The organism is Microcoleus sp. MON2_D5, assembly GCF_036701905.1.
Classification (GTDB): domain Bacteria; phylum Cyanobacteriota; class Cyanobacteriia; order Cyanobacteriales; family Microcoleaceae; genus Microcoleus.
In genome coordinates, this window is record NZ_JAUBRM010000024.1 from 1 (window position 1) to 12014 (window position 12014).

Here is a 12014-nt window from a genome sequence, read left to right on the forward strand (position 1 = left end):
AGAGGTACTGGAATAATAATGAATCCTCCTGTATTTATTGTTTTAAGCACTGCCTAGCCCTTAACTGAACCGTATTGCAGCAGTAACAGCACGAGTAGCAGTAGCGACTACAGCAGTAGCAGTAGCGACTACAGCAGTAGCGACTACAGCAGTAGCAGTAGCGACTACAGCATTAGTGGGGGTGGCGGTGGGGATTGGTAATTCGGGGATGGAGCCAGAAAGCGAGTTTTTTTAACAGGAATTAGTCCCCCTCTGCGGGGACTTCGTTTGTGGAGTTGCGGTTTCAACCGCCCCACTCGCCAGGGGGTAGCTAACTAAAATACTCTTCAACAATTTTCAAAATCCGCGAGGATGCCAAACCGTCACCAAAGGGATTAATTGCCATTGCCATTGCGTTGTATGCTTCGGAATTGCTGAGCAATTCTGCCGCTGCTGTGAAAATTGTATCAGAATTAGTACCCACAAGTTTAGCAGTACCTGCGGAAATTGCCTCGGGTCTTTCTGTGGTTTCTCGTAATACTAAAACTGGTTTACCCAAACTAGGTGCTTCCTCTTGCAAGCCGCCGGAATCTGTGAGAATTAAATGACATCTCTGAATCGCTCCTACTAATTCTGCGTAATCTAAAGGTTCAGTTAAAAATACTCGTGAGTGGTCGCCCAAAAGAGCTTGCAAAGGTTCTCTGACTGTGGGATTTCGGTGTAGAGGTAAGAGCAAGGCTGTATCGGGAAATTTATCTAAGATTTGAAGAAATGCGTGAGCAATTCCTTGTAAGGGTTCGCCCCAATTTTCGCGGCGGTGAACTGTTGCTAAGATAGTGCGATATTTGCTCCAATCTAAGTTAGGAATGTTGCATTCTGGTTCGCGTTGGGCGACAGAAAGCAAAGCATCGATTACTGTGTTGCCTGTACGGTGAATTTCTCCCAAAACGCCCGATCGCCCTAAATTCTCTTGGGCCAGCGCTGTAGGGGCAAAATGCAGCCGTGTGAGCTGGGATATCAACCGTCGGTTAGCCTCTTCGGGGTAAGGATTGAACACGTCGTCTGTCCGCAACCCGGCTTCTACGTGACCTACGGGTATTTTCTGGTAAAATGCAGCCAACGTAGCGGCAAACGCTGTCGTTGTATCGCCCTGAACTAAGACGATTTCGGGCTGCAATTCTTTAAACAAGGCTTCCAAACCCTGCAAACTCCGGGATGTAATATCTGTCAAGGTTTGCTGGTGCTGCATAATTGCTAAATCCCGATCGGCTTTTAGATCGAACATTCGCATCACTTGCTCGACCATTTCTCGGTGCTGGCCGGTTAAAATTACTTGGGTGTCAAAGGTTGGCGAACTTTTGAACAGTTGAATTACTGGCGCTAGTTTAATCGCTTCTGGGCGAGTTCCTAAGACGATGCAAACGCGGTGAGTAGCTTCGGGCATGGTAAAATTAGGTGTAAGTTTATTCATATTGCCGTTAGGTAGGGACGATTTTCCAGATTGTCGGTTTTAGGCAATTCTTGTTGGTGGAACCCGCCCCTTACAGGATTATTGACATTAGTGCAGGAAGTTAGTTTATACTGACATCTTGCACCATTCTCGCTTAACAGGCTTTCGGGCCTGTTCCACAACACATGAATTTTCTTGTGGGGAATAGGGGTTGTCTCCTAGCCCGCCCAGAAATAATTATTGAGAATGGTGCAAAATATGAGTTTATACCAACTTACTTAATATTAAAACCAGCCCGTACATTTTTAATTGTTAATTGCTCATGCCCTATCGTTACATTCTATTTTATAAACCCTACGACGTTTTAACTCAATTCACTGACAACTCCAGCGAAACTAAACGCAGCACTCTCAAAGACTATATTCCTATTCCCAACATTTATGCCGTAGGAAGGCTCGATCGCGATAGTGAAGGTTTGTTACTGTTAACCGATGACGGACAAATGCAACACCGCCTCAGTGACCCGAAATTCGCTCATCCCCGCACTTACTGGGTGCAAGTTGAACGAATTCCCGATGCAAGTGCGATCTCCGCTTTGCAGACAGGTGTCACAATTCAAGATTATCGGACTCGATCGGCAAAAGTGCAATTATTGTTAGAAGAACCCCCTTTGCCTCCCCGGGAACCGCCGATTAGATTTCGCAAAAACGTGCCCACAGCTTGGCTGGAAATGACTCTCACAGAAGGCCGCAACCGCCAAGTGCGCCGGATGACCGCAGCAGTAGGGTTTCCGACGCTGCGGCTAGTCAGGTGTGCGATCGGGCCTTTGCGTCTGGAAGGTCTCAAACCCGGTGAATGGCGGGAACTAACTCAAGCTGATTTTAGATTTTAGATTTTAGATTTTAGATTGGAGAATTACAGTCAACAGTCAACCGTCAACAGTTAACCGTCAACAATCAACAGTTAACTACTTTCGAGGCGGCAAAATAAAACTCTCGTTTCCATCCTTATCTTTTTGCACCTGAGCTCCCAACTTGACAAGAGCTTGTTTCGCCCTTTGACGCACCAACTTATCAGTTGTTTGAGCATAAACCGTACTCCAAGTAGTAAACCGCACCGGCACGCTATCGGGATCTCGGCGCAAATACTCAGCAGTTGCTCGAAACAGCGGTGCCAATTTCTGTCCTTCCGGGGTTTTTTCCACCCAATCAGCGGCCATTTCGTGAGAGTGAATTGACTCGGGAATATCCCCCAACAGCAGCAACTCATCAATACCTTTAGTTCGCCACACTATCCATGATTGGGAATGAATTTGCGGCGAAACGGCAAGGGCCCTAGTACCACGCTCTATAAAGTTAACAGCAGTTTCAGGCTTTCCTTGATAAAAAGAAATAGCTGTGGAAAGAAACAGGTAGATGTCAGCCCACCGCGGGTCGCGCTGCGTAACTATGTCAAAATAATCTTGGCTGAGATTGTAGCCCGTCACCTCTCGCGCTTCGTCGTCGCCAAAATACTGCAAAAATTTGAGAAATGTCCAATCTGCAATTAAATTGTCAAACCCAAAACTAGGGATAGTTTTGAGCATTCTCAGCCGCAGGGCTTCTTGCTGTGCGGCTTGCTTGAAACTGGCAGCAGACATTGCAGAGAGTGGCTTTTGCCCCTGAACGCGAACTGGGGACATTCCGCCCAACTGCCCGCTCGACTGCATGGTAACGACCCCCGCCAGCGCTGCTAGACCGATAGCTCCATTAACGAGCAGGCTCAACCACTTACGCGAAAATTGTTCGATTTTAGCTTCCACGGCACTTTTAAATCCAAGTTTTAAATTAAGTTTATTGAAAGAGAGTAATAATTGGTTGGCGATCGACTAAAAATCTCGTTAAACTGTCCAAAGGGATGGTGGAGCCTCCACACAATAGTTTAAGTAGTAGTTTGAGATTTTTTAGCAATATAAAATCTCAAATCAAAAATCTAAAATCGAATTGAGCCAAATTCAATGAATCAAGCCCGCAGACGCTTTTCTAAATTACAGGCAGCCCTGTTCAGTGGGGCGATGGCAACAACCGCTTCGATATCTTTGCTCGTTCCCGGCCTGAGTCAATCAGTCCGCGCTGAGCTTCAAGATAGCCCCAAAGCTGTCTTAGACGAAGCTTGGCAAATTGTCAACCGAGAGTATGTTGATGGCAGCTTTAACAAGACTGACTGGCAATTGACCCGCCAAGAACTGTTGAGCAAAAACTATACCTCTCGCGAAGCAGCCTACACCGCTCTCCGTAAAGCGCTAGAGAAATTAAACGACCAGTACACGCGCTTCATGGACCCGAAGCAGTACGAAGCGCTGACGAATCAAACCTCTGGGGAACTGACAGGGGTGGGGATGAGGCTGGAAGAAGACGAGAAAACGAAAGCGATTAGGGTAGTCGAGCCGATGGAAAATTCCCCGGCCCTGAAGGCAGGGATTCTAGCGGGCGATACGATTTTGGTGATTGACGGCAAAACTACCAAAGGCATGACTGTCTCGGATGCGGCTCAGGTAATTCGGGGCGACGAAGGTACGAAAGTCACGCTGCGGATTGCTCGTGAGGGCAAAAGCGAATTTGACATCACTCTGACTAGGGCGAGAATTGAGGTAGCCGCGGTTCGCTACAGCCTCAAGAATGAAGGCGGTAAGAATGTGGGTTACATCCGTTTGCAAGAGTTTAGCTCCCACGCGGGCGAACAAATGGAGGCGGCGATTAAAAAGCTCTCGGCTCAGAAAGCTGACGCTTTTGTTTTGGATTTGCGGGGGAATCCCGGCGGTTTGCTGCGAGTGAGCATTGATATCGCTCGGATGTGGATGGATACAGGGGCGATCGTCCGCACAGTCGATCGCGCGGGCGATTCTCAGGAAATGAAGGCAAATCGCACTGCGCTCACTGACAAGCCTTTGGTGGTGCTCGTGGACGATAACTCGGCTAGCGCCAGCGAGATTTTGGCCGGTGCTCTGAAGGACAACAAGCGCGCAACTGTGATGGGCGGCCAAACTTTTGGCAAAGCTTTGGTGCAGTCGGTGCATTCTTTGGCTGACGGTTCGGGATTGGCGGTGACGATCGCTCACTACTATACTCCCAACGGTACGGATATCAGCCAGAAGGGGGTGACTCCCGATGTTAAAGTCGAAGTCACCGACGAACAAAAGCTGAAATTAGCTAACAAACCGATGTTGGTTGCGACTAAGGACGATCCTTGCTACGCGCAGGCGATCGCACTTTTGAAAACTACCGCTTCCTCTGCCCGTCCCGTTGCCGCTAATGAGGCTCTTGTTCCTAAAAAGTAAGTAGTTGAAACCGTAATTTATTAACCATAAGGATGAAGATGAAGCCCGCGCCAGCGGGTTTTGTTTTTATGCTTATGGTTATGGGTTATTAAGTAAATTTAGGTGATTTAATGTAAGATGCAGATGGTTGAAAAGCTTGCTCTCTGAGCATTATTCCTTCTTCCTTCTACTTAAGTTATTGGTGAATTTATCTCCTGATTAAAGCACATTAGTGGGATGGGATTTTTTTAACCGCAGATGTCAGCAGATGAACACAGATGGACGCTGATGGGATTTCTGAGGTGTTTTAGCTCTGACTTAATTAGTCATTCATGCGCCGGATAAACTCTAAAGGCAAACCGTCTGTATCGGCAATAAAAGCTACTTCGTAAACATTTTGCCCGATCGCCTGTTGAGTCGGTTCTAATAAAACTTTCAAAGCTTGAAACTGGTTGGGTTGGTCTTTAGCAGCTTCTTCAAACCGTTCTTTCAGAGACTGCAACCAACTAGGTAAGTCAGTTGTCGCTTCAGTTAAATCGAAAGATAAATGATAATATCCAACATAATGCTCGTCTCCGAAAGCATCCGGTGCGGGTTTTGGTTCCGGGATTTGGATTAGTTCGATGCGTCCGTTGAGACCTTCCATCCAACAGGCTAGGGTGTAACCTGTGGTAAAGCGATCGCTCACAGTAAATCCCAACTGTTCGTAAAAGGCGATCGCCCGGTGTATGTTAGCAGTGCGAATCGAGGCGTGGTGCATTCGATTTTAGATTTTAGATTTTAGATTTTAGATTTTAGACGGGAAGCAGGAATTCCGGCTTGGGACTTTAGATTTTAGAGGGTAAATTCGGAATTCGGAATTAAAAACGGTCACATCTTTAGCGCGAAAGCAATAGAACCTTCTTCCCTCTTCCTGACATCCGTTACATCCGTTACATCCGTCGAGCGAATCCGTTGCCGAACTTCCCTCTTCCCTCTTCCTTCTTCCTTGACTTATTCAAACAACCGAAAATAGGGATATCTAATCGGAACTCCCGGCTCTTTTTCCAAATCAAAATTAATCACTTCCCAGCAAGGGTCCTCTTGAGGCTCGGGGCTAAAATCCACAGGCAAACCGTACAGTCTCGGCCGGGGCGATTCCGCTTGGCCACGCCAAGGCGTGCTGCGTTCCAAATAAGCGCTGATTAAGTCCCGATAGCGTTGAGCAACGATCACGCGAGTTGCTCGGTAGCCTTGAGTATAAAGTCGATCGAGCGCTTCGTGAATTTCAAACCGAATTCCGTCCGGGTGGGTGTGCTGGCGATACCATTCATTCTCCCAGCGGCGCCAGTGCCGCCCAGACTGAAGGTGTACCAGTTCCCCCGTTTTTGGATCTGCCTCAAATGCCCCGTGACGCGGACACAAATAGGTATCCGTTAGCGTTAGAGCCGGAATTGTTTGGCGACAGTGGGGACACTGAATTTCCGGGCCAAACATCGGGTATTGCAAGGCAACTTCAATCATTTATTTGCGTCCCAGCATATTTTCTCTGCAAAAGTGCCAAATACTATTTATTATATCCCGTATCAACAACCAGCTAATCTGCTAGAAGTATAACGATCGCAAATGAGCAATCTCAACGAACCTCTGCCTGCACTTCCTTCCTATTGGCCCAAGCCTGATCTGTCCCAAGCGGCTTTTGTCGCTGAAGGCGCTGTTGTCATCGGCAGGGTAGAGGTGGCTGCAGGCGCTAGTATCTGGTACGGGGCGGTGGTGCGGGCGGATATAGAGCGAATTGCGATCGGCTCAAGTACCAATATCCAAGATGGAGCAATTCTGCACGGCGATCCCGGGAAACCGACTGTTTTGGAAGATTTCGTGACCGTCGGACACCGAGCCGTGATTCACTCAGCTTACATTGAACGGGGCTGCCTGATCGGGATTGGGGCGATCGTCCTCGATGGAGTCAGGGTAGGAACAGGCTCTATCGTCGGTGCAGGGGCTGTTGTCACCAAGGACGTTCCGCCTCACACGCTAGTTGCGGGAGTGCCTGCCAAGCGAATGCGGGATGTCTCGGAGGAAGAAGCAGCGGAGTTGGTGGAACACGCTAAGCGTTACGAAAAGTTGGCTCTGGTTCACGCGGGGAAAGGTTCTGATTTGGGATTTGGTGAGTTGATAGAATAAGATTTTCAGCAAAAAACTATTAGTTTCCAATGGCTTACACCGCGCCAAAAATCCTAACTTTTGAAACATTCCTCGATCGATATTGTGACAACTTCCGCTACGAACTCGCTGACGGAGAATTAGTTGACCTGGAACCAACAGGCCCGCACGAAACCGTCAGCGGTAAACTAGCAACTCAAATTGGCATCGCCATCGCAGCCGAAAAACTACCCTGGTTCATTCCCCGCACTTGTTTGATCCGTCCATTTTCAGATGCAGCTACTGCCCGCCGTCCTGATATTGTCGTATTAGATGAAACTGCTATTGTCAGCGAACCTCTTTGGGAAAGAGAACCTGTGATTACGCTGGGGCGATATGTTAAATTGGTGGTAGAAGTAGTCAGCACTAATTGGGAAACAGATTACGCCCGAAAAGTTGAAGAATATGCTATTTTAGGAATTCCCGAATATTGGATAGTTGATTATCGCGGATTGGGGGGCGTGGCTTTTATCGGTAAACCAAAACAACCTACTATCACCTTTTGCCAACTGATTGACCAAGATTACACCCAGCAGCAATTTCGCCTCGGTCAACCGATTATTTCTCCTCTGTTAAAAAGCTTGCAACTTCGCTTAGATGATATTCTTCCCCGTTAGGCGATCGCGGAACCGATTTGAGATTTTAGATTGGAGAATTGATGAATCCGGGAACGCTGAACCCAATTGCTTTAACTCAACAATCAACAGTCAACAATAGTCGGAAATATCGGGATTCGTTAGCGCGATAAAAGTTTAAACTTAAATAAAAAAAATTGTCAAGTCTCGATCGAGCGCTAAGATTAATCACATGAATAACGATCGCACATCCAATCCAAACATCCCCCCACACACCTGGAAACGTCCCATCGGCCTCGGTTGGGAGAATCCCTATACAGTCCGCTACGCCAGCAATCTCGACGACGGCCCCTGGCACGGAATGCCTCTGGGCGGGTTCGGTGCCGGCTGCATCGGGCGATCGCCCCGCGGCGACTTCAACCTCTGGCACATTGACGGCGGCGAACACATTTTTCGCAGTTTGCCCGCTTGTCAGTTCAGCGTTTTTGAAGAAACTCAAGGCAAGAAACAAGCTTTTGCACTGTCCACTGAACCGCCTACCGATGGCAGTTTATCTAGTTGGAAATGGTATCCTTGCGAAGGAAGAAGGAAGAAGGAAGAAGGAAGAAGGGAAGAAGAAGAAAGAACCGGGGAAGAGTCTAATTCTTCGGGGAGTTATCATGCTTTGTATCCGCGCAGTTGGTTTGTTTATGAAAATGTGTTTGAGGCTAAATTAAGCTGCGAGCAATTTTCGCCAATTTTGCCGAACAATTATCAGGAAAGCAGTTACCCAGTTGCCATGTTTGAATGGGTGGCGCACAATCCTACAGATGCGCCGATCACTCTCAGCATCATGCTGAGTTGGGAGAATATTGTCGGTTGGTTTACTAATGCCAATAAGTCGCCGGAAGTCAAGGTGCGAGATGATGGTAGTCCATTTTATGACTATCAACCCAGGTGGGGAGAAAGTGCCGGAAATTTGAATTTGTTGGTGGAAGATTTTCACCGCATCGGTTGTGTGATGACGCGGTTGACTGCTGAGGACGAACCGCAAGAGGGGGATGGACAATGGGCGATCGCAACTATTACTAATCCGGCGGTAGAAGTATTCTATCAAACTCGCTGGAACCCGGCGGGCAATGGCGAGGATATTTGGCGCAACTTTTCTGCTGAAGGTTTCTTGTTGGATGACAAAGACGAGACAGCAGCAGCAGCCGGAGAACATTTGGCTTGTGCGATCGCAGTTCGCTTTACTCTTCGACCGGGAAAAACGCGCAAAATCCCCTTTATTATAGCTTGGGATTTGCCCGTTACTGAGTTTGCATCGGGAGTTTGGTACTACCGCCGCTATACGGATTTCTTCGGCCGCAACGGCAAAAATGCTTGGCCGATTATTCGCACTGCAATGAAGCATTCCGATACTTGGCGCGAAAATATCGAAGCTTGGCAAAAACCTATTTTAGAACGGACAGATTTGTCAAATAGTTTTAAAATGGCGCTGTTTAACGAGTTATACGCCCTGACAGACGGCGGTACTCTTTGGAGTGCGGCTGACGAACGCGATCCGAAGGGTCAATTTGCGGTTTTGGAGTGCATTGATTACCGCTGGTACGAAAGTTTGGACGTGCGGCTTTACGGTTCTTTTGCTTTGTTGATGCTGTGGCCGGATTTGGAAAAGTCGGTGGTTTTAGCGTTTGCTAGGGCAATTTCTGCCGGAGACGATACGCCGAGAATTATTGGCTGGAATCAAGCTTCGGCTATTAGAAAAGCTGTCGGGGCGACGCCCCACGATTTGGGTGCTCCTAACGAACATCCTTGGGAGAAAACGAATTATACTAGCTATCAAGATTGCAATTTGTGGAAGGATTTGCCTTGCGATTTTGTGTTGCAGGTTTATCGTGACTTTTTGTTGACTGGCGGCACAGATTGCGAGTTTTTGAAAGAGTGTTGGCCGGCAATTGTTGAGGCTTTAGCTTATCTGAAAACTTTTGATGAGGATGGGGACGGAATTCCTGAGAATTCTGGAGCACCGGATCAGACGTTTGATGACTGGCAAATGCGGGGGATAAGTGCGTATTGCGGCGGTTTGTGGTTGGCGGCGCTGGAGGCTGCGATCGCGATCGGCGAAATCTTGGAAGATGCAGCACCGGAGATAATTCCTAACCCTCAAGCAAAGATTGCATTATATCACAGTTGGCTGCTACAAGCAAGACCGAGCTATCAAGAAAAACTGTGGAACGGTCAATATTACCGTTTGGACAGCGAGAGTAATTCCGAAGTAGTGATGGCTGACCAACTGTGCGGTCAATTTTACGCGAAACTGTTAGGATTGCCGGATATTGTGCCTCCAGAATGTGCAGTCAGTGCTTTAGAAACTGTGTACGATTCTTGCTTTTTGAAGTTCAACGAGGGCGAGTTCGGTGCGGCGAATGGGGTGATGCTGAACGGTTCGCCGGAAAATCCGAATGCGACTCATCCTTTGGAAGTTTGGACAGGTATTAATTTTGGGTTGGCGGCTTTTTTGGTACAGATGGGGATGGAGGATAAAGCGTTTAAATTGACGGATGCGGTGGTGAAGCAGATTTATGAAAATGGGTTGCAGTTTCGGACGCCGGAAGCGATTACGGCGGGGGGAACTTTTCGGGCGAGTCACTATTTGCGGGCGATGGCGATTTGGGCAATTTACGGGGTGTTGACGAATTTTAAATAGGGAAAAAGGTATATTAGCTGGTGCCTTCCACTAAACTTTAAAAAGTTTAATCCTTCAACCCACTTTTTAGCAAGGAAAACGGTTAATTTACCTATCAATAAAATTGACCGTAAAAATTTTTCGCGTTCGAGGAAGACATTAATGTTTCATGCTCAAACTTTAGCTATGCTAACATTTGAGCATGAAACAGCCCTGGGATGCGAGGGAGAACGAACTCGGCTATAAACGAGAGAGACAAAGGGTTTGAGGCGATTGTTGACACCAATGCAGTCCGCACCTTACCCGTATATAATTTGGAGTGATAGCCAATTTCACCCTATAATAGAAAAATGTCAAATCCTTTACTTTCCCTCAACTACGAACCCGCCATTGAATCTCTCGGTGGCGACTATTTTGATGAAGTCGCTGCGGCCGATTTTCCGCAACACATTCTCCGCTTCCGCAATGACGAATTATTGCGGAAATTGGGTTTAGATCCCGCACAAGTAACCGACCAACATTTTATCGAAGCGTTCGGCGAATTTCACTGTGTCCGTCCCTTTCTCGCACTCCGCTATCACGGCTATCAATTCAACGCATATAACCCCAATTTAGGTGACGGTAGAGGCTTCTTATACGGTCAAGTTCGCGGGACTGACGGCAGACTTTACGACTTCGGCACTAAAGGTTCCGGCCGCACTCCCTACTCGCGGGGCGGTGACGGTAGACTCACTCTCAAAGGGGGAATTCGCGAAGTTTTAGCAGCCGAAGCTTTGCACCGGTTGGGAGTGCGGACATCTCGCTGTTTTAGTTTAGTTGAAACGGGTGAGGCTTTGTGGCGGGGCGACGAACCATCTCCGACGCGATCGTCTGTAATGGTGCGTTTCAGTCATTCTCACATTCGGTTTGGAACTTTTGAAAGGTTGCACTATATCCGCCGCCCGGATTTAATTAAAAAACTTTTAGATTTTGTTATTGAATATTACTATCCTGAACTGCATTTAGAAGCAAGCAATGCTGGTTTTTCGCCACAGGAAAAGTATGCGCTATTTTATGCAGATTTAGTCCAGCGAGTAGCCGAATTAGTCGCTCAGTGGATGGCAGCAGGATTTTGCCACGCAGTGCTAAATACTGATAATATGTCGATTACCGGAGAAAGTTTCGATTACGGGCCTTTCGCTTTTATCCCCACTTATAAGCCGCAATTTACAGCAGCTTATTTTGACTATTCGGGTCTTTATTGTTACGGCAATCAACCGTTTATTTGTAGGGATAATTTAGAGAAGCTCCAGGAACCGCTAGCAGCGGCGATTCCTCAAGCTGATATGGATGCGGCTTTGGCAAAGTTTGGCGATTATTATAATGCAGCTTATCGGCAGTTGATGCTCAATAGATTGGGATTTGAGGATTTGCCCGAAGCTGAGGGAGATGAGTTGTTGAAGGTGACAATTAAAATGCTGGCGGAGTCTCAAGTTGAGTATCACGATTTCTTTTTTCAACTGCGAAGACAGTTCGATCGCACTTGGCGAGATGATGCTAGTCTAATTTTTCCTGAGGCGGAACCGGCCGACTTGATAGCACCTTGGCGACAGTTTTATTATCACGTTTTGCAAAGTTTGTCTGCGGATGATATGGACAAAATGGCGGACAGGTTGCGGAAGCACAATCCCGAACAATCCCTGTTGAGACCCACGATTGAGGCTGTTTGGGAGGCCATAGCTATTGATGATAATTGGGAACCGTTTTATGAGTTGGTGAAGAGACTTCAAAACTCTTAAAGGGAATTGGGCCTGGGGCATTGTTGACTGTTGACTGTTGACTGTTGACTGTTGACTGTTGACTGTTGACTGTTAACTGTTAACTGTT

10 protein-coding genes are annotated in these 12014 nt (G+C 47.4%); 6 read left to right on the forward strand and 4 right to left on the reverse strand.

All coding sequences use genetic code 11. The features are described 5' to 3' along the window. Positions 1-310: 310 nt before the first annotated feature. Positions 311-1423 carry a non-hydrolyzing UDP-N-acetylglucosamine 2-epimerase gene (gene wecB / locus QUA47_RS10910; protein ID WP_333430799.1) on the reverse strand — a complete coding sequence of 371 codons (1113 nt, stop codon included), beginning with the start codon at positions 1421-1423 and terminating at the stop codon, positions 311-313. Between the two features lie 328 nt (positions 1424-1751). On the opposite strand from wecB, the gene QUA47_RS10915 reads away from it, so the two are divergent. Next, the gene (locus QUA47_RS10915) at positions 1752-2321 is read left to right on the forward strand and encodes a pseudouridine synthase (protein WP_333176673.1); all 570 of its coding nucleotides are present in this window, start codon (positions 1752-1754) and stop codon (positions 2319-2321) included. Positions 2322-2396: 75 nt separating this feature from the next. On the opposite strand, the gene QUA47_RS10920 is transcribed toward QUA47_RS10915, so the two are convergent. Next, the gene (locus QUA47_RS10920) at positions 2397-3230 is read right to left on the reverse strand and encodes a hypothetical protein (RefSeq protein WP_333430755.1); all 834 of its coding nucleotides are present in this window, start codon (positions 3228-3230) and stop codon (positions 2397-2399) included. Positions 3231-3425: 195 nt separating this feature from the next. Here QUA47_RS10920 and ctpB point away from each other — a divergent pair, with 195 nt between their 5' ends. Then, positions 3426-4745 (forward strand): carboxyl-terminal processing protease CtpB, encoded by a 1320-nt coding sequence (gene ctpB, locus QUA47_RS10925; protein WP_333430756.1) that lies wholly within the window; start codon positions 3426-3428, stop codon positions 4743-4745. Positions 4746-5046: 301 nt separating this feature from the next. Here ctpB and QUA47_RS10930 read toward each other — a convergent pair whose 3' ends face one another. Both QUA47_RS10930 and QUA47_RS10935 read right to left on the reverse strand, forming a co-directional pair. Beyond that, positions 5047-5484: a VOC family protein gene (locus QUA47_RS10930; RefSeq protein WP_333140329.1), complete on the reverse strand. Its 438-nt coding sequence runs from the start codon at positions 5482-5484 to the stop codon at positions 5047-5049. 233 nt (positions 5485-5717) lie between these two features. Beyond that, positions 5718-6227 carry a TIGR02652 family protein gene (locus tag QUA47_RS10935; protein ID WP_242717500.1) on the reverse strand — a complete coding sequence of 170 codons (510 nt, stop codon included), beginning with the start codon at positions 6225-6227 and terminating at the stop codon, positions 5718-5720. A gap of 102 nt (positions 6228-6329) precedes the next feature. On the opposite strand from QUA47_RS10935, the gene QUA47_RS10940 reads away from it, so the two are divergent. The 4 genes from QUA47_RS10940 (at position 6330) to QUA47_RS10955 (ending at position 11926) form a co-directional block, all read left to right on the forward strand. Beyond that, complete coding sequence (locus QUA47_RS10940; RefSeq protein ID WP_333430757.1) at positions 6330-6887, forward strand: gamma carbonic anhydrase family protein; 558 nt, start codon at positions 6330-6332, stop codon at positions 6885-6887. Positions 6888-6916: 29 nt separating this feature from the next. Continuing rightward, positions 6917-7522 (forward strand): Uma2 family endonuclease, encoded by a 606-nt coding sequence (locus QUA47_RS10945; protein WP_333430758.1) that lies wholly within the window; start codon positions 6917-6919, stop codon positions 7520-7522. Positions 7523-7712: 190 nt separating this feature from the next. After that, positions 7713-10169 (forward strand): GH116 family glycosyl hydrolase, encoded by a 2457-nt coding sequence (locus tag QUA47_RS10950; RefSeq protein ID WP_333430759.1) that lies wholly within the window; start codon positions 7713-7715, stop codon positions 10167-10169. 329 nt (positions 10170-10498) lie between these two features. After that, complete coding sequence (locus tag QUA47_RS10955; protein ID WP_333430760.1) at positions 10499-11926, forward strand: protein adenylyltransferase SelO family protein; 1428 nt, start codon at positions 10499-10501, stop codon at positions 11924-11926. The last annotated feature ends 88 nt before the right edge of the window (positions 11927-12014 follow it).

Coding starts and splice junctions, on each gene's coding strand:
- ctpB (WP_333430756.1), top strand. CDS start 3,426: ATGAATCAAGCCCGCAGACGCTTTTCTAAATTACAGGCAGCCCTGTTC.
- QUA47_RS10955 (WP_333430760.1), top strand. CDS start 10,499: ATGTCAAATCCTTTACTTTCCCTCAACTACGAACCCGCCATTGAATCT.
- QUA47_RS10950 (WP_333430759.1), top strand. CDS start 7,713: ATGAATAACGATCGCACATCCAATCCAAACATCCCCCCACACACCTGG.
- QUA47_RS10935 (WP_242717500.1), bottom strand. CDS start 6,227: ATGATTGAAGTTGCCTTGCAATACCCGATGTTTGGCCCGGAAATTCAG.
- QUA47_RS10940 (WP_333430757.1), top strand. CDS start 6,330: ATGAGCAATCTCAACGAACCTCTGCCTGCACTTCCTTCCTATTGGCCC.
- wecB (WP_333430799.1), bottom strand. CDS start 1,423: ATGCCCGAAGCTACTCACCGCGTTTGCATCGTCTTAGGAACTCGCCCA.
- QUA47_RS10930 (WP_333140329.1), bottom strand. CDS start 5,484: ATGCACCACGCCTCGATTCGCACTGCTAACATACACCGGGCGATCGCC.
- QUA47_RS10915 (WP_333176673.1), top strand. CDS start 1,752: ATGCCCTATCGTTACATTCTATTTTATAAACCCTACGACGTTTTAACT.
- QUA47_RS10945 (WP_333430758.1), top strand. CDS start 6,917: ATGGCTTACACCGCGCCAAAAATCCTAACTTTTGAAACATTCCTCGAT.